The sequence below is a fragment of the Bacteroides xylanisolvens genome (assembly GCF_018289135.1).
GTDB classification, from domain to species: Bacteria; Bacteroidota; Bacteroidia; order Bacteroidales; family Bacteroidaceae; genus Bacteroides; species Bacteroides xylanisolvens.
This window is the reverse complement of record NZ_CP072216.1, coordinates 5,685,030-5,710,715: the sequence shown is the minus strand read 5'-3', so window position 1 is coordinate 5,710,715 and position 25,686 is coordinate 5,685,030. Positions and strand designations below refer to the sequence as shown.

The 25,686-nt window shown below is 44.1% G+C and carries 19 protein-coding genes, 2 tRNA genes, 3 rRNA genes and 1 pseudogene; 7 read left to right on the top strand and 18 right to left on the bottom strand.

Annotated elements, in window-relative coordinates; genetic code table 11:
• Nucleotides 1–4: 4 nt before the first annotated feature.
• The 11 genes and pseudogenes from era to INE92_RS23425 form a co-directional block, all read right to left on the bottom strand.
• Complete coding sequence (era, locus tag INE92_RS23475) at nucleotides 5–886, bottom strand: GTPase Era (protein ID WP_004308624.1); 882 nt, start codon at nucleotides 884–886, stop codon at nucleotides 5–7.
• An 86-nt stretch (nucleotides 887–972) separates the two neighbouring features.
• Nucleotides 973–1,980: a beta-ketoacyl-ACP synthase III gene (locus INE92_RS23470; protein WP_004308623.1), complete on the bottom strand. Its 1,008-nt coding sequence runs from the start codon at nucleotides 1,978–1,980 to the stop codon at nucleotides 973–975.
• 87 nt (nucleotides 1,981–2,067) lie between these two features.
• On the bottom strand, nucleotides 2,068–2,253 hold the full coding sequence (gene rpmF, locus INE92_RS23465; protein ID WP_004296852.1) for a 50S ribosomal protein L32: 186 nt from the start codon (nucleotides 2,251–2,253) through the stop codon (nucleotides 2,068–2,070).
• Nucleotides 2,254–2,265: 12 nt separating this feature from the next.
• The gene (locus tag INE92_RS23460; protein ID WP_004313594.1) at nucleotides 2,266–2,844 is read right to left on the bottom strand and encodes a YceD family protein; all 579 of its coding nucleotides are present in this window, start codon (nucleotides 2,842–2,844) and stop codon (nucleotides 2,266–2,268) included.
• Nucleotides 2,845–3,049: 205 nt separating this feature from the next.
• A 5S ribosomal RNA gene (gene rrf / locus INE92_RS23455) occupies nucleotides 3,050–3,160 on the bottom strand.
• Nucleotides 3,161–3,281: 121 nt separating this feature from the next.
• Nucleotides 3,282–6,161, bottom strand: a 23S ribosomal RNA gene (locus INE92_RS23450).
• A gap of 160 nt (nucleotides 6,162–6,321) precedes the next feature.
• Nucleotides 6,322–6,395: transfer RNA gene (locus INE92_RS23445), tRNA-Ala, on the bottom strand.
• A 77-nt stretch (nucleotides 6,396–6,472) separates the two neighbouring features.
• A tRNA-Ile gene (locus INE92_RS23440) sits at nucleotides 6,473–6,549 on the bottom strand.
• 207 nt (nucleotides 6,550–6,756) lie between these two features.
• Nucleotides 6,757–8,285, bottom strand: a 16S ribosomal RNA gene (locus INE92_RS23435).
• The 16S, 23S and 5S rRNA genes sit together here with 2 tRNA genes alongside, the layout of an rRNA operon.
• Nucleotides 8,286–8,847: 562 nt before the next feature.
• Nucleotides 8,848–9,291: pseudogene (locus INE92_RS23430) on the bottom strand (PD-(D/E)XK nuclease domain-containing protein); the annotation flags it as partial.
• On the bottom strand, nucleotides 9,264–9,452 hold the full coding sequence (locus INE92_RS23425; RefSeq protein ID WP_015533084.1) for an AAA family ATPase: 189 nt from the start codon (nucleotides 9,450–9,452) through the stop codon (nucleotides 9,264–9,266). The gene INE92_RS23425 and the pseudogene INE92_RS23430, both read right to left, overlap by 28 nt.
• A gap of 283 nt (nucleotides 9,453–9,735) precedes the next feature.
• Between INE92_RS23425 and INE92_RS23420 the strand changes: the two genes are divergently transcribed.
• Complete coding sequence (locus tag INE92_RS23420; protein WP_203462761.1) at nucleotides 9,736–11,403, top strand: ISL3 family transposase; 1,668 nt, start codon at nucleotides 9,736–9,738, stop codon at nucleotides 11,401–11,403.
• A 621-nt stretch (nucleotides 11,404–12,024) separates the two neighbouring features.
• Here the strand turns inward: INE92_RS23420 and INE92_RS23415 are convergent.
• From INE92_RS23415 to INE92_RS23405, 3 genes are all read right to left on the bottom strand, one after another.
• Nucleotides 12,025–12,882, bottom strand: coding sequence for an IS3 family transposase (locus tag INE92_RS23415; protein WP_015533000.1), 858 nt, complete (start codon nucleotides 12,880–12,882; stop codon nucleotides 12,025–12,027).
• A 35-nt stretch (nucleotides 12,883–12,917) separates the two neighbouring features.
• Nucleotides 12,918–13,298 (bottom strand): hypothetical protein, encoded by a 381-nt coding sequence (locus INE92_RS23410; RefSeq protein WP_015532999.1) that lies wholly within the window; start codon nucleotides 13,296–13,298, stop codon nucleotides 12,918–12,920.
• Between the two features lie 75 nt (nucleotides 13,299–13,373).
• On the bottom strand, nucleotides 13,374–13,811 hold the full coding sequence (locus INE92_RS23405) for a DUF6078 family protein (RefSeq protein ID WP_004304904.1): 438 nt from the start codon (nucleotides 13,809–13,811) through the stop codon (nucleotides 13,374–13,376).
• Nucleotides 13,812–13,948: 137 nt separating this feature from the next.
• Here INE92_RS23405 and INE92_RS23400 point away from each other — a divergent pair, with 137 nt between their 5' ends.
• The 6 genes from INE92_RS23400 (at nucleotide 13,949) to gldH (ending at nucleotide 21,035) form a co-directional block, all read left to right on the top strand.
• Entirely contained in the window at nucleotides 13,949–16,045 is a 2,097-nt protein-coding gene (locus tag INE92_RS23400; protein WP_008645274.1) for a BT4734/BF3469 family protein, read from the top strand.
• 245 nt (nucleotides 16,046–16,290) lie between these two features.
• Nucleotides 16,291–16,803 (top strand): ferritin-like domain-containing protein, encoded by a 513-nt coding sequence (locus INE92_RS23395; RefSeq protein ID WP_004304906.1) that lies wholly within the window; start codon nucleotides 16,291–16,293, stop codon nucleotides 16,801–16,803.
• 186 nt (nucleotides 16,804–16,989) lie between these two features.
• A complete protein-coding gene (gene metF / locus INE92_RS23390; RefSeq protein ID WP_004304907.1) occupies nucleotides 16,990–17,943 on the top strand; it encodes a methylenetetrahydrofolate reductase [NAD(P)H] in 954 nt (317 codons plus the stop codon).
• A gap of 1 nt (nucleotide 17,944) precedes the next feature.
• Entirely contained in the window at nucleotides 17,945–19,069 is a 1,125-nt protein-coding gene (locus INE92_RS23385; protein ID WP_004304908.1) for a DNA polymerase III subunit, read from the top strand.
• Nucleotides 19,070–19,084: 15 nt separating this feature from the next.
• Nucleotides 19,085–20,584: a PSP1 domain-containing protein gene (locus INE92_RS23380; RefSeq protein ID WP_004314398.1), complete on the top strand. Its 1,500-nt coding sequence runs from the start codon at nucleotides 19,085–19,087 to the stop codon at nucleotides 20,582–20,584.
• Complete coding sequence (gene gldH, locus INE92_RS23375; protein WP_004299946.1) at nucleotides 20,562–21,035, top strand: gliding motility lipoprotein GldH; 474 nt, start codon at nucleotides 20,562–20,564, stop codon at nucleotides 21,033–21,035. The genes INE92_RS23380 and gldH overlap by 23 nt, the downstream gene beginning before the upstream one ends.
• A 2-nt stretch (nucleotides 21,036–21,037) precedes the next feature.
• On the opposite strand, the gene rodA is transcribed toward gldH, so the two are convergent.
• From rodA to mreC, 4 genes are read right to left on the bottom strand one after another with little or no spacing between them, the layout of a single operon-like run.
• Nucleotides 21,038–22,495 (bottom strand): rod shape-determining protein RodA, encoded by a 1,458-nt coding sequence (gene rodA, locus INE92_RS23370; protein ID WP_004304911.1) that lies wholly within the window; start codon nucleotides 22,493–22,495, stop codon nucleotides 21,038–21,040.
• Nucleotides 22,476–24,338 (bottom strand): penicillin-binding protein 2, encoded by a 1,863-nt coding sequence (mrdA, locus tag INE92_RS23365; protein WP_004324644.1) that lies wholly within the window; start codon nucleotides 24,336–24,338, stop codon nucleotides 22,476–22,478. Before mrdA ends, rodA begins: the two co-directional genes overlap by 20 nt.
• A 2-nt stretch (nucleotides 24,339–24,340) precedes the next feature.
• Nucleotides 24,341–24,838 (bottom strand): rod shape-determining protein MreD, encoded by a 498-nt coding sequence (gene mreD / locus INE92_RS23360; RefSeq protein WP_004299943.1) that lies wholly within the window; start codon nucleotides 24,836–24,838, stop codon nucleotides 24,341–24,343.
• Nucleotides 24,835–25,680 (bottom strand): rod shape-determining protein MreC, encoded by an 846-nt coding sequence (gene mreC, locus INE92_RS23355; protein WP_004299942.1) that lies wholly within the window; start codon nucleotides 25,678–25,680, stop codon nucleotides 24,835–24,837. The genes mreD and mreC overlap by 4 nt, the downstream gene beginning before the upstream one ends.
• Nucleotides 25,681–25,686 lie beyond the last annotated feature (6 nt).

Sequence of the window (25,686 nt, the reverse complement as noted above, 5' to 3'; positions counted from 1 at the left end):
ACTCTTAATCTAACTGATAACCAAAATTACGCAGCTCCTTATCCGAACTACGCCAATCCTTATCCACTTTCACATACGTTTCGAGGAAAATAGTCTTTCCAAAGAAACGTTCCAGTTCGCGGCGAGCCTCGGTAGCTACCTTCTTCAACGCCTTGCCCTGTTTACCGATAATAATTCCTTTCTGCGAATCACGTTCCACGTTAATCACCGCACGAATATGAATCTTCTTCGGCTCTTCCTTAAACTCCTCTACGACCACTTCCACCGAATAAGGAATCTCCTTGTCGTAGTAGAGCAGAATCTTTTCCCGGATAATCTCATTCACGAAGAAACGGGCAGGCTTGTCCGTCCACTGATCCTTTCCAAAATAAGGAGGAGAATCGGGCAACAGTTCTTTGATTCGCTTCATCACATAGTCCACATTGAACTTCGATGTAGCAGAAATCGGAATAATTTCGGCTTGGGGAAGCAGTTCTTTCCAATCTTCCACCAGCTTTACCAGTTTTTCCTGATCTGTAAGATCTATCTTATTGATGAGCAAGAGCACAGGCACCGTCATCTGGCGTACCTTCTCCATAAACTCATTATTCTTATCCGGCGTCTCCACCACGTCAGTCACATAAAGCAAGATATCCGCATCCGTCAATGCCGAAGTAGAAAAATTCAGCATCGACTCCTGTAGTTTATAATTGGGCTTCAATACTCCCGGAGTATCAGAAAAAACAATCTGCATTTCATCCGTATTATAGATTCCCATAATCCGGTGACGAGTTGTCTGCGCCTTGAAAGTAGCGATCGAAATACGTTCACCCACCAAGACATTCATCAATGTCGATTTTCCGACATTCGGATTTCCTACAATGTTTACAAAACCTGCTTTATGCATTTCTCTTCATTTTATTGGTTGAGACAAAAAAACGCATCGAATCGAAATAGGATGCGTTTTTGAGTGTTATAGTTCAGTAACTTACGTTACGATTCCTTTTTTCCGTCATAACCCCATTTCACGTAAACTGCGCCCCATGTAAATCCGGCACCGAATGCAGTGAAAATGATATTATCACCTTTCTTGAGTTTATCTTCATAATCCCAGATACACAAAGGAAGAGTAGCAGCACTGGTGTTACCGTAATGCTCAATATTTACCAACACTTTATCCATTGGCACCTCCATACGGTGAGCCACGGCTTCGATAATGCGGACATTCGCCTGATGCGGAACAATCCAGTTGATATTATCTTTCGTCAGACCATTCTTTTCTGCAATAGCAGCAGATACATCCGACATGTTGGATACAGCATATTTAAACACTGTTCTTCCTTCCTGGTGCAAATAGTGCATTTTATTGTCTACTGTGAAATAAGACGGAGGACAAACCGAACCACCAGCTTTCATGTGGAGGAAAGGCAATCCTTTGCCATCAGTTCTCAGTATCGAATCCATGATTCCGTAATCTTCCGTAGTCGGTTCCACCATAAAGGCAGCAGCACCGTCACCAAAGATAGGGCATGTAGCACGATCTGTATAGTTAACCATTGACGACATCTTATCGGCACCGACAATGATAATTTTCTTATATCTTCCCGAACGGATGAAATTAGCAGCTGTCTCCATTAAATACAGGAAACCGCTACAAGCAGCTTGCAAATCGAAAGCAAATGCATTCTTCAGTCCGAGTTTATCACAAAGAATAGAAGCTGTAGAAGGGAAGTGATAGTCAGGAGTAGTGGTAGCGACAACAACCAAATCAATGTCATCAGGATTAGCACCAGTTTTCTTCATCAACTGTTTGGCAGCTTTGCGTGCCATGTATGAACTACCTAATCCTTCCTCATTCAGAATATGTCTCTCCTTTACTCCGATACGAGTCATAATCCATTCGTCGTTGGTATCCACCATTTTTGATATCTCGTCGTTAGTTAAGATATAATCGGGAACGTACCCACCGACTCCTGTGATTACTGCATTTATTTTTTCCATCAAACCTATTTTAAATTAGCAATACTATAATACTTAAAGCAGCCGGAGAGCTTTACCCTCAGGCTGTTTTCAGTATAACTGTACTAATTATACAGCTGCTTCTTTCTCAATAGCGAGCTTACCTCTGTAATAGCCACAAGCACCACATACAGTGTGGTAAACGTGCCATTCGCCGCAATTCGGACAAATAGCCAATGTAGGAGCTACTGCCTTATCATGAGTTCTTCTCTTCGCTTGTCTCGTACTTGATTGTCTTCTCTTAGGATGTGCCATTTTCTTAAAACTTTAATTATTATCTAATATTTTTTTTAATTCATTCCAGCGAGGATCAATTTGTTCCTCCACTTCTTCCTCAATTACGATGTCATCTCCACCTGTGTCGAAAGTATCATCGCTATCCTCATTCGCATTTGTTTTCAAATGCTTGTTCAATTTACTAGTTACCGCTTTATTACACTTACCGGGAGCATGTACATGCTTCATCGGAATAGACAGCGCAACAAATTCATACATGAACCATGCAACGTTGATTTCCCCTTCTTCCTCGGGAATCACAATCAGGTTGTCACCTTCTTCTGCATATTCATGACCAAACTTTACCATCAGTTTATCAGAAGAACTGATAGGTAGCTCCATATCATCCAGACAACGGTCGCATGGTACCCATACCATACCGTCAGTTTGGAAACTCAGCTCGAAAGCACGAGAGGTTCTTTTCACAGTCAATGTAACATTGACCTTTCCTTTCTGAACTTCAGGACCATCAATGTGAGCGAAGTAAAGGTTATCCAATACAAACTCATACTTAGCAGAGTCTGCTTGCATACCTTTCAAGTCAATTTTGTATTTATCAAATTTTCCCAAAGCTTCTCTCTTTTTTAAATCGTTAGCTTACAATTCGGGCGACAAAGATACAAATAAATATCCTCATAACATACAAATTATCAGTAAATATTCACTTTTTTAATAGGTATTATGAGGTTTGTATCTGCTAAAAAGGGTGGTATAAATACCAAAGTAATAAAAAACAGAAAGCCTCGCCCGTCAATAGACAAGCGAGGCTTCTTTAAAACGGCGGCTACCTACTCTCCCACTGTTACGCAGTACCATCGGCGTGACGAGGCTTAACTTCTCTGTTCGGAATGGGAAGAGGTGGAACCCTCGTGCTATAACCACCTGAATAAGGTTATGACATGATGAAAAGTAAAATCTCAAGTTCATTACTAGTATGTTTCTGTTTACTGTTTCCAGTTTCTGTATCAGTAATCCGCTAAACGTATATACCCAACCGATACATATTTGAAAGAAAGTGAACGGGCAATTAGTAATGCTCGGCTTTGATGTTACCACCTTTACACCTGCATCCTATCAACGTCATCGTCTTTAACGACCCTAAGAAATCTAATCTTGTGGCTGGCTTCGTACTTAGATGCTTTCAGCACTTATCCAATCCCGACTTAGATACCCAGCGATGCACCTGGCGGCACAACTGGTAAACCAGCGGTCAGTCCAACACGGTCCTCTCGTACTAGTGTCAGAGCCACGCAAATTTCATACGCCCACGATAGATAGAGACCGAACTGTCTCACGACGTTCTGAACCCAGCTCGCGTGCCACTTTAATGGGCGAACAGCCCAACCCTTGGGACCTTCTCCAGCCCCAGGATGTGACGAGCCGACATCGAGGTGCCAAACCCCTCCGTCGATATGAGCTCTTGGGAGGGATCAGCCTGTTATCCCCGGAGTACCTTTTATCCTTTGAGCGATGTCCCTTCCATGCGGAAACACCGGATCACTATGCTCTAGTTTCCTACCTGATCGACTTGTCTGTCTCCCAGTCAAGCGCCCTTATGCCATTACACTCTACGGACGGTTACCAATCGTCCTGAGGGCACCTTTAGAAGCCTCCGTTACACTTTTGGAGGCGACCACCCCAGTCAAACTACCCACCAAACAGTGTCCTCGCATCTACGAGTTAGAACTCAAATAATCAAAGGGCCGTATTTCAACAGCGACTCCACAAATACTGGCGTACCTGCTTCGAAGTCTCCGGCCTATCCTACACATCAATTACCCAAATTCAATGTTAAGCTATAGTAAAGGTTCACGGGGTCTTTTCGTCCCATCGCGGGTAATCGGCATCTTCACCGATACTACAATTTCACTGAGCTCACGGTTGAGACAGTGTCCAGATCATTACACCATTCGTGCAGGTCGGAACTTACCCGACAAGGAATTTCGCTACCTTAGGACCGTTATAGTTACGGCCGCCGTTTACTGGGGCTTCAATTCAATGCTTCTCTTGCGATGACATCTCCTCTTAACCTTCCAGCACCGGGCAGGTGTCAGGCTGTATACGTAATCTTTCAATTTAGCACAGCCCTGTGTTTTTGTTAAACAGTTGCCTGGACCTATTCTCTGCGCCCAACTCTCGTTGGGACCCTTTATCCCGAAGTTACAGGGTCAATTTGCCTAGTTCCTTAACCGTGAATCACTCAAGCGCCTTAGTATATTCAACCCGACTACGTGTGTCCGTTTGCGGTACGGGTACCTTAAAGATTAAGTTTAGCGGATTTTCTTGGGAGTATGTTTACACGCACTATTACCTTATTCCGAAGAATTTGGTATACTATCAGGTTCGACTCTCTTTGTGGATTTGCCTGCAAAGATCAACATCTACACCCTTCAACGGACTATTCCGTCAGTCCGCGGCGCTATCACGCCTCCGTCTCCACGTCACTCCTTAAGGTAGTACAGGAATATTAACCTGTTCTGCCATCGGCCTCACCGTTCGGCTGAGCCTTAGGACCCGACTAACCCTGATCCGATTAGCGTTGATCAGGAAACCTTAGTCTTTCGGCGAGGGGGTTTCTCACCCCCTTTATCGTTACTTATACCTACATTTGCTTTTCCACACGCTCCAGCAAAGCTCACGCTTCACCTTCGACGCAGAGTGGAATGCTCCCCTACCGATCATTACTGATCCCATAGCTTCGGTAAATTGCTTAATGCCCGATTATTATCCACGCCAAACTCCTCGACTAGTGAGCTGTTACGCACTCTTTAAATGAATGGCTGCTTCCAAGCCAACATCCTAGCTGTCTTAGCAATCTGACTTCGTTAGTTCAACTTAGCAATTATTTCGGGACCTTAGCTGATGGTCCGGATTCTTCTCCTTTAGGACATGGACCTTAGCACCCATGCCCTCACTCCTGGGATCGAACTACTGCGCATTCGGAGTTTATCAAGACTTGATAGGCGGTGAAGCCCTCGCATCTTATCAGTCGCTCTACCTCACAGTAGTAATTCCCAAGGCTGCACCTAAATGCATTTCGGGGAGTACGAGCTATCTCCAAGTTTGATTAGCCTTTCACCCCCACCCTCAGTTCATCCGGAAGCTTTTCAACGCTTATCGGTTCGGTCCTCCAGTTAGTGTTACCTAACCTTCAACCTGACCAAGGGTAGATCACTTGGTTTCGCGTCTACTCCTTCCGACTAATCGCCCTGTTCAGACTCGCTTTCGCTTCGGCTACACATTTTGAAATGCTTAACCTTGCCGGAAAAAGTAACTCGTAGGTTCATTATGCAAAAGGCACGCCGTCACAACTTACGCTGCTCCGACCGCTTGTAGGCGCACGGTTTCAGGGACTATTTCACTCTTCTATTCGAAGTGCTTTTCACCTTTCCTTCACAGTACTGGTTCGCTATCGGTCTCTCGGGAGTATTTAGCCTTACCGGATGGTCCCGGCAGATTCACGCAAGATTCCTCGTGTCCCGCGCTACTCAGGATACCACTACGCTTCGTTTAGCTTCGAATACCGGACTATCACCGTCTATGGTTTCATTTTCCAAAGAATTCTTCTCACTAAAGGTCTTGCGACATCGTGGTCCTACAACCCCAATATTGCCGTAACAACATTGGTTTGGGCTAATCCCCGTTCGCTCGCCACTACTTGGGGAATCATTATTATTTTCTTTTCCTGCAGGTACTAAGATGTTTCAGTTCCCTGCGTTAGCCTCTTGCTATGCAAGATGTCATTCCTTCAGAATGACGGGTTGTCCCATTCGGAAATCTTCGGATCAAAGGTTATTTGCACCTACCCGAAGCTTATCGCAGCTTATCACGTCCTTCATCGCCTCCGAGAGCCAAGGCATCCGCCATGCGCCCTTGCTTACTTTCTTTCAAACGTTTTATTCTCATAATGGTATTGACCATGGAATTGCTTCCGGCTGTCAATATTGCATATTCGAACACGTACGGTTTGATATATACTTTTAGCTCTTACTTTTAATTTTACTTTTTGTACATCATGTCAAAGATCGTTTCTCTTTTCAGAGAGAGTGGAGAATAACGGATTCGAACCGTTGACCCTCTGCGTGCAAGGCAGATGCTCTAGCCAGCTGAGCTAATCCCCCAAGAGGTTGTTCAAGAATATCGTTTTTTAGCTTTTAGCTTTTAGCTTTCAGCTTTCGCTGTTCCTCGTTCTTGAGCTTGGTAGTCCCAGGCAGAGTTGAACTGCCGACCTCTACATTATCAGTGTAGCGCTCTAACCAACTGAGCTATAGGACTAGTTCAACCTTGTCTACCTGATGTTAGACTCGGCTTCTTTTTTCTCTTGTTTATCTCTATCTATACTTCTATAGATGGTTGATCTATATATTATAAATAAACAAATACCAGTAGTACAAAAAACAGAACCTTTAAAGTCACTATTTTTAACGATGGGCGTTTTACATTATTCATGTACAATTGCATCGTCTTACGACATCGCTCCAGAAAGGAGGTGTTCCAGCCGCACCTTCCGGTACGGCTACCTTGTTACGACTTAGCCCCAATTACCAGTTTTACCCTAGGACGCTCCTTGTGGTTACGTACTTCAGGTACCCCCGGCTTTCATGGCTTGACGGGCGGTGTGTACAAGGCCCGGGAACGTATTCACCGCGCCATGGCTGATGCGCGATTACTAGCGAATCCAGCTTCACGAAGTCGGGTTGCAGACTTCGATCCGAACTGAGAGAGGTTTTTGGGATTAGCATCCTGTCGCCAGGTAGCTGCCTTCTGTACCCCCCATTGTAACACGTGTGTAGCCCCGGACGTAAGGGCCGTGCTGATTTGACGTCATCCCCACCTTCCTCACATCTTACGACGGCAGTCTCTCTAGAGTCCTCAGCATAACCTGTTAGTAACTAAAGATAAGGGTTGCGCTCGTTATGGCACTTAAGCCGACACCTCACGGCACGAGCTGACGACAACCATGCAGCACCTTCACAAATGCCTTGCGGCTAACCTGTTTCCAGATTATTCATTTGCAATTTAAGCCCGGGTAAGGTTCCTCGCGTATCATCGAATTAAACCACATGTTCCTCCGCTTGTGCGGGCCCCCGTCAATTCCTTTGAGTTTCACCGTTGCCGGCGTACTCCCCAGGTGGAATACTTAATGCTTTCGCTTGGCCGCTTACTGTATATCGCAAACAGCGAGTATTCATCGTTTACTGTGTGGACTACCAGGGTATCTAATCCTGTTTGATACCCACACTTTCGAGCATCAGTGTCAGTTGCAGTCTAGTGAGCTGCCTTCGCAATCGGAGTTCTTCGTGATATCTAAGCATTTCACCGCTACACCACGAATTCCGCCCACCTCTACTGTACTCAAGACTGCCAGTTTCAACTGCAATTTTACGGTTGAGCCGCAAACTTTCACAACTGACTTAACAATCCACCTACGCTCCCTTTAAACCCAATAAATCCGGATAACGCTCGGATCCTCCGTATTACCGCGGCTGCTGGCACGGAGTTAGCCGATCCTTATTCATATGGTACATACAAAATCCCACACGTGGAATACTTTATTCCCATATAAAAGAAGTTTACAACCCATAGGGCAGTCATCCTTCACGCTACTTGGCTGGTTCAGACTCTCGTCCATTGACCAATATTCCTCACTGCTGCCTCCCGTAGGAGTTTGGACCGTGTCTCAGTTCCAATGTGGGGGACCTTCCTCTCAGAACCCCTATCCATCGTAGTCTTGGTGGGCCGTTACCCCGCCAACAAACTAATGGAACGCATCCCCATCGATAACCGAAATTCTTTAATAGTAAAACCATGCGGTTTTAATATACCATCGGATATTAATCTTTCTTTCGAAAGGCTATCCCCGAGTTATCGGCAGGTTGGATACGTGTTACTCACCCGTGCGCCGGTCGCCATCTTTAGTTTGCAAGCAAACTAAAATGCTGCCCCTCGACTTGCATGTGTTAAGCCTGTAGCTAGCGTTCATCCTGAGCCAGGATCAAACTCTTCATTGTAAAAGTATCTTTTCATCTGTTAAGATGATTTTTTGCTCTGTTCAGGATGCCGTAAATTTATTGACCTTATTCAAATACCTATTATCTTCAATCGTATCGCTACTCTCTCGGACAAGTATTGACGGTTCTATTTTTTTACTTGTACTACTTGTATTGTTTATCAATATTTCAAAGAACTAACGTGGCTTCCGCCGCGCCTGCTTTCTTTGCGAAAGCGGATGCAAAGATAAGGACTTTTTCAGATAACTTCCAAACTTTTTCGAAGTTTTTTTGTTTTTATTTTCTGATGCCTTAATCTTGTAGCAGAATGTCAACCATTAGGCTCTGTCTCTCTAGCAAAGCGGGTGCAAAAGTAGACAACTTATCAATAACATCCAAATATATCTGACTATTTTTCGGCTCTTTCTTGAAACTTTTTTTGTAACTCATTGATTGATAACGATGTCATAGAGTATGTTTTTTCAGATAGACACATCCTTATATGGAACACCTATACATTATTATATAGTGCACTCAAATGTAAGTTCTATTTTCCTATACCTAACAGAAATTCTATATACATTCAAGATTCCACGATCCACTTTTCGATATTACGAGTTTCTGCGCTAAAATTTACTCCTATTTTAAAAAGTTTTCGCTCATCCGTCTCGAAAGGTAAAGCATAATGCTTATCGTTAATCTGTTGCAAAGCCTCTTCTGCTGTGCCATTCAGTTTAAATTCCATTATATAAATAAATTTATCAGTCTGCAAGACAAGATCAATGCGCCCTTCACTCGTATGATACTCTACCTTGGTGTAGAAACCTAGCAGTTTAAAAACGATAAAAAGAACATTTTCGTAATGTAGTTCCTGATCCCGAATCACTTCGTAAGTAGTGTCTGCAAAGAAGCTTTGCAGGCGGTGGAAGAAAGAGTTATAATCACCCGCCTCCACTTCACGGACAAACTTCTGAATTTCAAACGGGGACTCGACCTTATTTACATTTGCATAATAGGGAAGCAAAAAATGAGCAGACTCTTTCCAAAACGGCGCGGACGACTCAAGAAGTAATAACTTCCGCTCTTGACCATTTGATACATTAATGCAGTTTTATCAATATAGAAATAACCGTCATTACGAATCTTTTCGAAATTCTGAATGCCGATAGGATAAATTTTATTGCTCATAATCTCTGCTTTTATAAATTAACGCCAGTCACCTGTCTTGCAAAGACATATATATTTTTAATAGAATTCCTTCTCACGCAAGGTTAAAAGATTCTTTTCCTCAAGCCACTATTACCTCTAATTTTCCCTACAATAAAGTTTGAAAAAGGTTCTTCGTCAAATTTGGTGGTAATCTCTTTTTTATTTCGATGGTTTTCCTCTTCTTCTTTCTTAATCCTATAAAAAGTTGTAGATATGTTTGCTTTTTAGTAACTTTAAAGACACCACATCATTAAGAGTTACAATGCAACAAGCCATATCTACAACGTACAAATATACATCAAAAAAAGAAAATCCTCCTACAAATAGGGGATTATTCCATGATTTCAGATTCAGTCCTGGCTACGATAATCTGCAACAAGATGGTATCTCTGAAGCTGTTGGTTCATTGACGGTCTTTTTACATACGGCTGGCAAGGGGGCTTCCTGTCCTTATTGCGGACATTTCAGTCACCGATTACACAGTTATTACTCCCGTCATATTCAGGATCTTGAAGTTTACGGTCATACTTTGGAGTTAGTCATAAAGGTTGGCAAATATTATTGCGAAAATGTTTCTTGTCCGCGAAAAATATTCTGCGAACCGTTGTCTTTTCTGGCTCGTCGGTATGGTAGACGGAGCTATCTTGTTGAGGAACGCATCAGATCGATAAGCTTGGAACTTACTTCCCGAAAGGCCTCTTCTCTTTTGCAGCTGTTCCATATAACGGCCAGTAGCTCTTCCTGCTTACGCATCCTACAACAGTGCGGGCAACATAATCCTATGCATAATAAAAGTATTTATGTAGGTATTGATGATTTTGCCTATAAAAAAGGTAAGGATTATATGAGTGTGGTCGTAGACCAGATGACACACATGCCTATTGCTTTGTTAGAGGATAGAAACGGAGAAGCGCTTGATAACTGGCTCACCCGGAATCCTCAAATACAATATATAACGAGAGACCGTGGAAGATGTTTCACAGAGGCTATAAACAGAATAACCCCTGGTGTTACACAAATCTGCGACCGGTTCCATCTAACCAAGAATATGACGGACACGATGATACCGGAAATAGAGAAAATGATTCGTCAGACCAAGCAAAAGCTCAAATACGAATATCCTGACAGAGACACGGCTTCTTCGTTAATTCTTCAGGACATATTTAACATGGGAGATGTCCGACACAGAGAAAAATTGAAGATATACAGGGAAAGCCTGAACTTAAAAATGCAGGGGATGACCATTGAGCAGACAGCCGCGCATTTGGGCAAGAAAAGTCGCTACATTTATAAGCTCATTCACAACAGGAGAATAGGGGCATACTTGAATGAGCAACAGAAGACAGCTCTTAAATATGTATCCGAACTGGCTACAATCATTAGTGCGGGCTGTATTACCCGAAAAATATTGGCACAAAAAATGGGGAGTAAAATCAGTGGCGCACTTATTGGAAGGATAACATCCAGCTTGCGAAAAATGTATCAACAAAAGAGGAAGGAAGTCAAGGAGCATAATGAGAGCATTGAAAACGGAAGTAAAACACAGAGAGTTTCACAGAATCAGATACGCAAATACATTCTAAAGGGAGAATCGGATAATCCTAAACTAGCGGAACTATATAAGTCCTCACCACAGATTAAAGAACTCTTAAGCGTGTGTCAGAATTTCAGAGATATGATTAATGGGAACACTTATGATAAGGATATTAGAAAGTGGATTGAAAAAGCGAAGGCAACACGGAATATGGCACTGACGAACTTTGCATATGGTATTGAAAAAGACTGGGAGGCAGTACAGGCAGCTATTGATATCCCCTTCAGTAACGGATTACTGGAGGGGACAGTGAATAAAATTAAAGCGGTAAAAAGGCAGATGTACAATAGGGCAGGAAGCAAACTACTGAGAGCCAAGATTCTTTATTCACAATAGAAGAAGTACCACCAAATTTGACGAAGAACCTTGAAAAATAAAAAAACATCTGCCACCTGCAACAAAATCGAAATAACAAACTGACTGATAAACAATTATAGCGTTGCAGATACCGTTGCAGATACGTTGCAGATAAAAGTATCTGCAACACAGCGGTAAGAAGAAATATTGCACACCAAGCATCAAAGTTTATTTTCCTATCATTGAAGCGCTCGTTTCCTGCGTCAGAACTCCGGTTCCCAGGCGGGAAACTACAGTTTCCGCGCATGGAAACGAGAGTTTCCAGCCAGAGATACTAGCGTTTCCCGCTAGAGACACTGGAGTTTCCATATAGAGAAACGACAGCGAAACCGTAGCTAATGTACTGTACTGGATTTAGTTGACAACTTCGTTTGTTATACCTAAGTTAGTTAACTCAATATATTTTAAAACCTAAATAAGTTTACTTGTCCCTTTGTAATTCCTTAATAAGTTGTCATATTAAAGATGTTGCAAACATATGTATCTTTTCTTATAAATGCAAGACTTCGGGCTGTAAACTTCATTAAACAACAAAAACTCTTCGCTCGGGGATCGCCCTCGCGGCAAGGGGCGGGAGCACCCGTCCCGACGAGCGGGACTTCAACTACCTTTTTCCGCGTACTTACGAATATGTTCCATCGGTGTTTTCATTTGTATACCTTGATGGGGTCGAACATAATTGTATGCATATATGGCGTCGCTTATACGTTTATCCAACTGTTCAAAGCTGTCATCTTCGCAGTCAAACAACCACCCATTCTTGATCGTGTTATTCATCCGTTCAGCCAGGGCATTATGTAGCGGATCTCCACACTGCGTCATACTAATATTGATATGATGTTTCTTGAGCATATCCACATACAGGTTTGAGCAGTATTGCACTCCCCGGTCAGAATGGTGTATGAGACTACTCAAATCAACATTGTATCTGTTGTAAAAGTCTATAGCCATCCTCAGTGCCTTTAAGGGACCTTCCGCTTCAAGTGTTTTGCACAGGGCATATCCAACTATCGCCCGACTGCCCGCATCGGTAAGAAGAGACAGGTAAGCCCATCCCTGGTACGTGGCAACATAGGTTATGTCCGCTACAACCATTGAACCGAATGTGTCAGCTACAAATTTAGGAGTAACATTTAGCAAGTCCGGATAAATGTAATAATTATGATTAGAATTTGTTGTCTTTGGTCTCACATGTCTGACACGTTGACACAGGCCATTAGCACGAAAAATATTATAGCATTGATCACGCCCAATGACCATCCTGACACCAAACTTGCGGAGACAGCATGCATAGAGTTCACGTATACCAGCCTTAGGCATAAGTTTACGTAACTCATTACAATACAACACAATGCTTGATGTGAGGATGTCTATTTCCTTTTTTCTGTTGACATGCTTATAATAACCTTGTCTGGTTATGCCGAAGTAATCACAGAGGAACTGTAGCCTACCGCGCATATGACGGGCAGAGTTCCCCTGTGACAAGGTATCGATTACTTGGCATCGGAGTTTTTTCGAACCTTGATGTGATAGGTTGACTCAGCAAGATTTATTAATTCCTCACAAGCTTCATGACGAAGACTTTCCTCCTGAAGAGCACGCTGAAGTTTGCGATTTTCGGCACGCAATGCAGCGAGTTCTTTCTCCAGTTCATTGAGAGACTCAGCAGAGTATTTGTTGAAAGAGGGGTGGTCTGTACTCATAACTTTATCATTTATATGATACTTATCAAGCCAAAGAATCAGCAGACGACGGCAAATACCGGTACGTTTGGCAAACTGATACTTCGTTTCCGAAGTAGATAAATACTCACGAATATAAGACATTCGTTCGGATTCTGTGTAAGGAGTGTACTTCTTTTTTAATTCTTTCATGGGAATTTCGCATTTAAGAAGTGTCAACTTATTTAGTACACTACATAAGATTTTCAGAGAAGGAGATATACAAGACTAACCCCAGTTATAATCCTCCACGTAACCGTCGAAATACTCATCCAGACTAACGCCAAGTTCCTTGGCTACGGCAATAATCCGCCGTTGTTCGACCGGACTAAGGTTCATGTCTCCCCTACGTTTCAAATAATAGTTCTTTCTACCCATATATTCAATCATACGATAGCGAAAGGTATCTGCCACACGAACCGTAAGAGCACTAATCGTACGCATAAAGCCGCGTGCATAACGCACTTTCTCATTGGAACGGTAATAATCACAAGCACTTTTCATCGCTTTCAGCCGGTTGGGATTCATTATTGACAGGAAAACCCGCTCCGCCGGAGCATACTCTAAGGCGATATGCCGCAGACAAGTCGTGGCACGCGGACATTCTTCGGCTGCACACAAGCCGAAAGTATAAGGAACGATGGAATAATCGAATGGTTCTTTCATTGCTGTTTATCGGTTTTATTGTTATTAAATTCTACAAATGTACGGATAAAAAGGATAAACAGATAAAATATCCATGTTTATTTGCAAGAACGGGCAAATATGACTAACTTAGCAGAATATTATTAACAAAACAAAAGATGAAAATTACTCAATTAAGAGACAAGGACAAAACTACTGCGCTGACTACAATGGATATGGAAACGTGGATAGGAAAAACACGGACAGAAACAAAGACACAGCCTGTGTCCGCCTTCAGAGAAGTGTTGCGATATTCCCTGCCCGACTCACGCTGCTACGAAGCAGACAAGCTTCCGAAGATTCTTCCGGCTGCGGAATTCCGCAGGGCGGAAGGTGGAAAACAAATGAAAAGTTATAACGGAATAGTAGAACTGACCGTCGGACCGTTGTCAGGCGGCCCGGAGATTACATTGGTAAAACAATTGGCATGGGAACAGCCGCAGACTCACTGCGTCTTTACCGGTTCGAGCGGACGGTCAGTGAAAATATGGGCGAAATTTACCCGCCCTGACAATTCGCTTCCACAGAAAAGAGAAGAAGCGGAGATATTTCATGCGCATGCCTATCGTTTGGCCGTGAAATGCTATCAGCCGCAAATTCCGTTCAGCATTTTACCCAAAGAGCCTAGTCTGGAACAGTATTCACGGCTGTCATACGACCCGGAACTTATGTACAGACCGGATTCCGTTCCGTTTTATCTCTCGCAACCGTCAGGGATGCCCGAAGAACTGACTTATCGGGAAGCGGTACGCTCGGAAAAGTCACCGTTGACACGGGCCGTGCCGGGATATGACACGGAGCGCGCTATATTTATGCTTTTCGAAGCGGCTTTGAGAAAGACCCATGAAGAAATCTACGAAGCGGAAGATGAAGGTGCCCCCGAAAGAGGGGAAGACTTTCAGGCTATGGTGACACAACTGGCTGTCAACTGCTTCCATTCGGGCATTCCCGAAGAGGAAACGGTGAAACGTACTATTTTCCACTATTACCTGCGCCGTCAAGAGGTGCTCATCCGCCAGCTGGTCAAGAATGTATATGAAGAACAAAAAGGGTTCGGAAAGAAGAGCAGCTTAGGGAAAGAACAGTACCTGTCACTCCAGACAGAGGAGTTTATGAACAGGCGCTACGAATTCCGTTACAACACCCAAGTGGGAGAAGTGGAATACCGCGAGCGGAACTCATTCCATTTTTACTTCAATCCTATCAACAAACGGGTGCTGAACAGTATCGCACTAGATGCGCAAGCCGAGGGTATTCCGCTATGGGACAGGGACATAAGCCGATATATCTACTCCAACCGCATCCCTGTATTCAATCCGTTGGAAGATTTCCTCTACCATCTCCCCGTCTGGGACGGCAAAGACCGTATCCGCGGACTGGCGCAAACCGTTCCCTGCGAAAACAAGCATTGGGTAGACTTGTTTCACCGCTGGTTTCTCAACATGGTCATGCACTGGCGTGGGACAGATAAGAAATATGCGAATAATGTTTCGCCCCTGCTGGTAGGCCCGCAAGGTTGCCGTAAATCGACATTCTGCCGCAGCCTCATCCCGCCCGCCATGCGTGCATACTATACGGACAGCATCGATTTCTCACGAAAGACGGATGCCGAATTGTATCTCAATCGTTTTGCGCTCATCAACATTGACGAGTTCGACCAGATCAGCGCCACCCAACAAGGATACCTGAAACATATCCTGCAAAAACCGATTGTAAATATGCGCAAACCTTATGGAAACGCCGTACTTGAAATGCGCCGTTATGCTTCATTCATCGCAACGAGCAACCAAAAAGATTTGCTGACCGACCCTACGGGCAGCCGCCGCTTTATCTGTATCGAAGTAACCGGAACGATAGATACAAACAAGGCGATAGATTATGAACAGCTTTACGCGCAGGCCATGTATGAGCTCGACCACGGCGAACGTTACTGGTTCGACCAGTCCGAAGAGCAGATTATGACCAGAAGCAACCGTGAATTTGAACAAGTTTCGCTCGAAGAACAGTTGTTTTACCGTTATTTCCGTCCGGCCAAAGAGAAAGAGGATGGCGAATGGCTCTCACCGGCGGAGATTTTGGAAGATATAAAGAAAAACAGTGCCATACCGTTGTCAAACAAGCGGGTAAGTGTGTTCGGGCGAGTTCTCCGTAAACATGAAATCCCGTCGAAACGTGTACACAGAGGTACTGTCTACCATGTTGTACGAGTTTTATAAGACCAACAGATGCGTTGCAGATACTACATCTGCAACGTATCTGCAACAGGTATCTGCAACGCTGTAATACGTTTATTTTCAATAAGATAATTCAATTTCGTTGCAGGTGGCAGATAAAACAGCACTTTACAAACTTATGTGTAGGTAAAGCTATCTTTCTGTTAAATTCTCAATGAGCCATAAACAAAAATCCCGCCTGTCTGTTACATTGGCAACTTAAACATAGTAACCTAAACATAAAAATTATGGCTAGAGAAAGTGTAAAAATTCTACAAGGGAAACTAGATGTAGAAAGTTTAATCGCACAGTTGAACGCAGCATTAGCTGAAGAATGGTTGGCATACTATCAATATTGGGTAGGTGCATTAGTAGTGGAAGGTGCCATGCGTGCCGATGTACAGGGTGAATTTGAGGAACATGCCGAAGAAGAGCGCAGACATGCGCAACTGCTCGCTGACCGTATCATTGAGTTGGAAGGAGTTCCGGTGCTCGACCCTAAGCAATGGTTTGAGTTGGCAAGATGCAAATATGATGCTCCGCAGGGGTTCGACTCTGTCAGTTTGCTGAAAGACAATGTAGCTTCCGAACGCTGCGCAATCCTTCGTTATCAGGAAATTGCAGATTTTACCAATGGGAAAGATTTCACTACCTGCGACATCGCCAAACATATTCTTGCCGAAGAGGAAGAACATGAACAGGATTTACAAGATTATCTGACGGACATCGCCAGAATGAAGAAATCATTCCTCGACAAGTAAATTCTAATATAATAATTAGGCAAAAGAGGGTGTATCCTGCAGGGGATATTCCCTCTTTTATCTATTATAGTACGATAAAAACAAAACTATTTTAGAGTAAATCAAGAAGAAATCTTTCTTTTTTCGTATTTTTGTCCCAATATGCACGTTTAATCCAAGTAGATAACGAACATTAGCAAAAAAAGAATGAAAGTAATTGATTTAATACATAGCAACAAGAAAACTGCTTTTTCTTTCGAGATACTTCCACCGCTGAAAGGAACGGGAATAGAAAAGTTATATCAGACAATCGATACGCTTCGGGAATTTGACCCGAAATATATCAATATCACTACTCACCGCAGCGAATATGTGTATAAAGACCTCGGTAACGGATTGTTTCAGAGAAACCGCTTGAGAAGGCGTCCAGGAACGGTTGCCGTGGCTGCCGCCATCCAGAACAAATACAATATTACGGTAGTCCCGCATATTTTGTGCAGCGGATTCACACGTGAAGAAACCGAGTATGTGTTGCTCGACCTGCAATTTCTGAATATCACGGAATTACTGGTGTTGCGTGGTGACAAAGCGAAACATGAGTCGGTATTTACACCGGAAGGTGACGGTTATCATCATGCTATCGAGTTGCAGGAGCAAATCAATAATTTCAATAAAGGTATTTTTGTGGACGGTTCGGAGATGAAAGTCAGCAGTACGCCTTTTTCATACGGGGTGGCTTGTTATCCGGAGAAGCACGAAGAAGCGCCTAATATCGAGACTGACCTTTACTGGCTGAAGAAAAAAGTGGAGAACGGGGCGGAATATGCCGTGACACAGTTGTTCTACGATAACAGGAAATATTTTGAATTTGTGGAGCAGGCGAAGGCGGCAGGTATCAATATACCTATCATTCCGGGAATCAAACCGTTCAAGAAGCTGTCTCAATTGAGCATGATTCCAAAGACTTTCAAAGTGGACTTGCCGGAAGACTTGGTGAAAGAGGCTTTGAAATGCAAAAATGACGCAGAAGCCGAGCAAGTAGGTATCGAATGGTGTGTAGCCCAGTGCAAGGAGTTGATGGCTCACGGAGTGCCGAGTATTCATTTCTACTCTATCGGAGCAGTAGACAGTATCAAAGAAGTAGCCAAAATCATTTATTGATATGTTTTTCAGAGACGTAATCGGACAGGAAGAAATCAAGCAACGGCTCATTCAGGAAGTGAATGAGGGGCGTATTCCACATGCCCAGCTTATTTGCGGACCGGAAGGGGTCGGGAAAATGCCGTTAGCTATTGCATACGCACGTTACATCAGTTGCACCAATCGGGGGGAGACTGATGCCTGCGGAACGTGTCCGTCCTGCGTGAAATTCAATAAACTGGTGCATCCCGACGTACATTTCGTATTCCCTATCGTGAAAAGCGCAAAGGGGAAAAAGGAAGTATGCGATGATTATATAGCCGACTGGCGACCGTTTGTTATCAATCATCCTTACTTTAATCTCAATCACTGGTTAGGAGAGATGGATGCGGAGAACTCACAAGCATTGATCTATGCCAAAGAGAGTGACGAGATTCTGAAAAAACTTAGTTTGAAATCCAGTGAAGGGGGATTTAAGATTACGATTGTATGGCTGCCGGAAAAAATGCATCCGGTGTGTGCCAACAAACTGCTGAAGTTGCTTGAGGAACCGCCCGAAAAAACGGTTTTCTTATTGGTATCGGAAGCGCCGGACATGATTCTGCCCACTATCCTAAGCCGTACCCAGCGCATGAATGTGCGGAAGATTGATGAAGCCAGCATCGACCGGGTATTACAGACTAAATATAACATTTTGCCTGCCGACAGTATTTCCATTGCCCATCTGGCAAACGGGAATTTTATCAAGGCACTCGAAACAATTCATCTGAATGAAGAGAACCAGTTGTTTTTTGACTTGTTTGTCAGCCTGATGCGGTTGTCTTACCAACGGAAAATCAGGGAGATGAAAATGTGGAGCGAGCAAGTGGCGGGCATGGGACGTGAACGTCAGAAGAACTTCCTGGAATATTGCCAGCGCATGATTCGGGAGAATTTTATCTTCAACTTGCACCAGCGCAATTTGACGTATATGACGATTAATGAACAGAATTTTGCAACCCGCTTTGCGCCTTTTGTCAACGAACGTAACGTGATGGGCATCATGGACGAATTAAGCGAAGCGCAACTACATATAGAACAGAATGTAAATGCTAAAATGGTATTCTTCGACTTCTCGCTGAAGATGATTGTACTGTTGAAGCAATAATAAATATATAAACTTATGGAATATAAACTTCATAATGGAAGCGGTGGCCTTTGTTGCAAAGGATGCTCCCGACAAGATAAAAAGCTGAACACCTACGATTGGCTGGCGGACATTCCGGGCAATGCGGAAGAGAGTGACATGGTGGAAGTGCAATTCAAAAATACCCGGAAGGGATATTTTCGAAACAGCAACAAGATTAAACTGGAAAAAGGAGATGTAGTTGCCGTTGAAGCGGCTCCCGGCCATGACATCGGCGTGGTTACATTGACCGGCCGGCTCGTTCCCCTGCAAATGAAGAAAGCAAACTTCAAAGCAGATACGGAAATCAAACGTGTCTATCGGAAAGCTAAGCCGGTAGATATGGAAAAATTCAACGAAGCCAAAGCCAAAGAACATGCAACGATGATTCGTGCGCGTCAGATTGCGTTGAATCTCAATCTGGATATGAAAATCGGAGACGTGGAGTATCAGGGAGATGGCAACAAAGCTATTTTCTACTATATCGCCGATGAGCGGGTAGACTTCCGGCAGCTGATTAAAGTATTGGCCGAAGCATTCCGCGTACGTATCGAAATGAAACAAATCGGTGCCCGTCAGGAAGCAGGACGCATCGGCGGTATCGGCCCTTGCGGACGCGAACTTTGCTGCGCTACGTGGATGACGAGCTTCGTCTCTGTTTCTACCAGTGCAGCCCGTTTTCAGGACATCTCATTAAATCCGCAGAAACTTGCCGGACAATGTGCCAAGCTGAAATGCTGCCTGAATTATGAGGTGGACTGTTACGTGGAAGCTCAAAAACGTCTCCCTTCGAGAGAGATAGAACTGGAAACGAAGGATGGTACTTTCTATTTCTTCAAAGCGGATATTCTAAGCAATCAGGTTTCTTATTCTACGGATAAAAACTTCCCAGCCAATCTGGTCACTATCAGCGGCAAACGTGCGTTCGAAGTAATCTCCATGAATAAGAAAGGGATGAAACCGGACAGCTTGCTCGAAGAAGAAAAGAAACCGGAACCGAGAAAACCAGTTGACTTGCTGGAACAGGAAAGTGTTACCCGTTTCGACCGCAGCCGGAATAATAAAGAGGGCGGCAATAACGCTAACCGGAATAATAAAAAGAAGAAGAAAGGAAACAATAATAACGGAAACCGCCCGCAACAGCAAGCAGAAGGTGGCAATCGTCCGCAACAACCTCAACGGGAGAATGAAAACCGCCCGCAGCAGTCAGAAAACGGCAACAGAGGGGAAAGAGACAACCGCCCGAGAAATAACAATAACAACAACCGGAACAGAGGACAGAACCAGGGACGGAACAACGAAAACAGACGTCCGGAAAGAGGATCAAATCAGGAACGTCCACAAGGACAGGAACGTCCGCAGCAACAAGACCGTCAACGGGAACAGCAAGGTCAGGAACGTCAAGAACGTCGTCCCAACCACGAGCGTCCTTCCAGACCGGAAAGAAATCAGAATCAGGAGAAACAGTCAACTAATGAAAAGCCTACTCAAGAATAGTATATTGAGTCTATTCAGCGCTTGCTTACTGACAGCCTGCAATGAACATACAGTGTATCACTCTTATCAATCCCTTCCCAACAAGGGATGGGGAAAGAGTGATACACTCTCTTTTCAGATTCCCATAACTGACAGCGTTCCCACTACTCTCCGGCTTTTTGCGGAAGTCCGCAACAGTATCGAATATCCTTATCATGACCTCCATTTATTTATCAGTCAGAATCTACAGGATTCTACGGTATGGCGCACTGATACCATTGCTTTCTGCCTGGCTGACTCTACCGGAAGATGGACGGGACACGGATGGGGAAGCATTTACCAATCGGAAACTTTTATTACATCTGTTCGCCCTTTACATCCTGCAAATTATACTATTAAAATTATGAGCGGAATGAAAGATGAAAAGTTACAAGGATTGAGCGATGTAGGTATCCGTATTGAGAAGCAGTAAGATTAAAGTCTTCTGCCACGTCCTGCATCAATACGCAGGAAGATAAACAGCAATATCGTAAATCCCCATAAAGAAGAACCTCCATAGCTGAAGAAAGGCAATGGAATCCCGATAACCGGAGTTAACCCCAGCACCATACCGATATTAATAAATAAGTGGAAAAGGAAAATACTGACGACCGAATATCCATAAACCCGCCCAAAGTTGGAAGTCTGCCGTTCGGACAGGAAGATTAATCGTAAGATCAAAATCAGGAAAGCCAACAAGACAGCAGCCGAACCGACAAATCCTTGTTCCTCACCCACTGTACAGAATATAAAGTCGGTATCCTGTTCGGGCACGTACTTTAATTTTGTTTGCGTACCATTCAGGAACCCTTTTCCTGTCAACCCACCGGAACCGATGGCAATCTTGGACTGATTCACGTTGTATCCGGCACCGGTCAAATCTTCTTCCAAACCGAGCACTACTTTGATACGGACTTGCTGGTGAGGTTCGAGCACATTATCAAATACATAGTTACTGGAATACAGGAAGCCGACAGAACCGATTGTAAACAGGGCAATCAGAAAATAAGTACGCTGCCGCTCACTTAATGCCAAATAAATCAGATAGCCTATCACCACAATACAAAGTGCCCATTGCACCCAAACGAGGCTAAAATGCACCCAATATTCGGATATTAAATAAGCAATCAGTAATATAGCCAAACTTCCACCAATGATATTGCGGGTAGCAGACCATTTCTTACGATATACCCACACCATACCACCGGCAAATAATAAGATCAATAGTAATACGATAAATTCTCCCAGTGGTGTAGGAGTATCGGCGATAAAGACTTCATCAAAACGGATGCCGACCACAAAGTAGATTACCGCACATACGCCCGCAAAAAGCACTACCCCCGGCATTCCTTCACGATAAAGAACCAGAAAAAAAGCAAGATAAACCAATGCGGACCCTGTCTCCCGCTGACCGATAATCAATAACATCGGAAGAAGAATGATGAATCCCAGGATAAAGGCACACTTTTCTTTCTTGATACTAAATGAATAAGAGTTCATGTATTTAGCCAACGCCAAGGCCGTAGCGAACTTGGCAAACTCGGCGGGTTGCAGGCTCACAGGCCCCATGACAAGCCACGAGCGTGACCCTTTGGTGTCCGGTGCTATGAAGATGGTAACAATGAGCAAGAGAATCATCCCCACATATATAATGTACGCGAACATATCATACATACGGTCTTCCAGCATCAACAGCACGAATCCGAGCCCGAAGGAACAGATAATCCACACAAACTGCTTGCCGGCACGGGTCGAGAAGTCGAGGAAGTCGCGTTCGCCATAGTCATAGCTGGCTCCGCAGACGCTAAACCATCCGCCAACAATCAGGAGCAGGTAAATAAAAATCGTTACCCAGTCCAGCGTTTTCCACAAACTATCGTTCCTCGTTACCATATAATATCACTCTGTTACTAAATTCTTCCGCCCTCAACTCGTTCTCCGGCGAGAGCTTGCCTTTCAAATACTGTTCCATCATCAGTGCGCCGAAAGGAACTCCGTAAGTAGCACCCCATCCGCCGTTCTCTACATAGACGGCAATAGCTATCTTCGGTTTGTTCATCGGCGCAAAGCCCATAAATACCGAGTGGTCGTGTCCGCGGTTCTGCGCAGTACCCGTTTTTCCACAGGCCTCCAAATCCGGAACCATCACTGACAGCATACGACAAGTTCCTCCGGTGGCTGCGCCACGCATCCCTTCTACGACTGATTCATAATGTCTTTTCTCAATAGTGGTATAGCGTGGTACGCGATAGATGCTGTCCAACTGATTGTCTTGGATTTCCTTTACAATATGCGGTGTCACAAAGTATCCTCTGTTAGCTATGGTTGCTCCCAAATTAGCAATCTGAAGGGGAGTGGATAGAATTTCCCCCTGTCCGATAGAGATACTGATTACTGTCAATCCGTTCCAATGCCCGCGATAGGCTTTATCATAAAACTGCGCATTCGGAATCAAGCCCCGTTTCTCTCCCGGCAAATCAACTCCCAGTTTGTAGCCAAATCCTTGCGAAACCATGTGGTCTTTCCAGACCGTAATGGCGTTTTGCGGCGAACCGTATTTACGATCGCCAAACATACGGAACAGTCCCCAACAGAAATAGGAGTTGCACGATGTAGCAATAGCAGGAATCAATGGCAAGGGAGATCCGTGAGCATGGCAGCCTACTGTCAATCTTCCGTAATGGAATCCATGTGAGCAAGGGAATGCCGGACTTTGTTCGGTGATGATTCCTTCTTGCAGGAACGTCAGTCCTTGCGCTGTTTTGAACGTAGATCCCGGAGGATACACTCCCATCAGGGCACGATTCAAAAGCGGTTTGGTCATATCACGTTGCAAGGCCAAATGGTTCTTGCCACGCTGGCGCCCAATCATCAAATGCGGGTCATAATTGGGAGAGGATACCAGACAAAGAATTTCTCCGGTCTCCGGTTCGATAGCCACGATACTTCCAATCTTATTCTTTAATAAACGTTCGCCCAGCATCTGCAAGTCAATATCCAGACTCAATGTCAGGTTCTTGCCGGGAACGGAAGGACGGTCATATTCACCATCCATATAATGCCCTTGGATACGACCGTGTGCATCACGAAGCAGAATCTCAATTCCTTTCTCGCCACGAAGGTACTTTTCATACGATTTCTCGACTCCTAACTTGCCGACATAATCCCCACGGATGTAGTATCCTTCTTCATCCGCTTCCATTTCTTTTGCGGAGACTTCTCCTATATCTCCCAAAGCATGGGCGGCAGCATTGTACGAATATTGACGAATGGTACGCCGTTGGATATAAAAGCCACGAAACTTAAACAGCTTTTCCTGAAAGACACCACATTCTTCCGCCGAAAGTTGCGACATAAACAACTGGTTGGTATAGCGGGAATACCCCGGATTACGGCGACGGTCTTTCATGTCGCTCATTATTTTGAGAAACTGCGCACGGGTGATATTCAGCGATTGGCATAAATCGAGTGTGTCCAGATTCTCTATTTCCTTTGGCACGATCGTTATGTCGTATGCCGGCTGGTTGAATACCAATAGTTTACCGGTCCGGTCATAAATAGCACCACGCGAGGGGTATTGGATCTTATTCAGAAAAGCGTTACTGTCAGCATTCTTCTTGTAGTCATCGGTCGTGATCTGCAATACAAAAAGACGTATCAGATAAATCAAAACAATGGAGATAGCAATGCCTCCGATTACAAATTTGCGCTTCTCTAAGATATAATCTTTTGCCATCGTTACTTCTTAATCCCTTCTATAGCTATGATACAGGTTACAGTCAGAATAGTGCAAAGAAGCACTCGCAACAGTAACAGCCAAATGCTGGTAAATGAGAAGAACTCAATGGAGAGTAATGCCAGACTGTGCACAAAAACACTTGCAGTGGTATATTTTAAGAAAGGACTGATTCCCATCGTCTTGAAAGAGGGAATAAGGCTGTCCGGATTATCACGGGGCATGAACAGACGAAGCAAAGAGGGACGGAGAAAGGCAAGCAATACGGTAGCTGCCGCATTCATTCCCGGAGTATCGGAGAATATATCAATGGTCAGCCCGAAGAAAAAAGCCCACAACATCAGTTCATTCCGGGAAGTGCCGGAGCTGAATTTCAGAATAAAATAGATATAGAGAAAAGGAGTAGCATAGCCGGCAATATGTACACTATTAAGGATTAGCACCTGAAGAAGTACCAAGCCGATAAACCATCCGATTCTATGTATATAAGTAATAATCATTCTTTCATCACCTTATTTTCAAGTTTCTTCTGTTCTTCCTGACCTGTCCGGGCTACCACCCGAACGTCACTCAACTTACCGAAATCAGTAGCCAGCTTGATTTTCAACAGATAGGAAAGTCCGTCATTAGAGTCGGACATATCATCTACCGTCCCCACCATTATACCTTCGGGAAAGACGGTGGAGAAACCACTGGTAACGACTGTATCTCCCAAATTAAACTCTGCATGACGAGGCAAGTCTTTCAGATAAGCATAGCGCGAATCTCCATGTTCCCATTTCAGGTAGCCGAAATAATCACTGCCGATAATCTTGCAACTGATATTCGACTTGCTGTTCAGTACCGAAATCACCACCGAGTAGGAAGGAGATGTTTCATAAACAATCCCTACAATCCCATTACCATCCACCACTCCCATTTCGGAGCGAATACCGGAAGAGGAACCTTTATCGAGCGTAATATAATTATCAACCAGATTCAAACTGTTCTTTATCACATGCGCTTTAAACAACTGATAATCCGCTTGCGGCACCTGCCGGATGCTGTTGATTGCCATAGAATCGAGCTGCTGCTCTCTCAATGCTTTTTCCAGATTAGTGATCTGTTGTTCGAGCACCATGTTGCGATCCAATAGATCTTCGTTGACTGATTTCAGATGAAAATAAGAGGAAATCCCTCCCGAAACTTCATAAACCGCCCCCACAACCGTATTGGCAGAAGTGAAGAATGCACTCTGCTGATAACGGTTGAACCGAAATAACAAAACAAAACTGGCTACCTCCAATAAGATGAAGAGGAACCAGTAATTGTATTTCAGAAGGAAGTTTAATAAATTCCTCATCCCCGG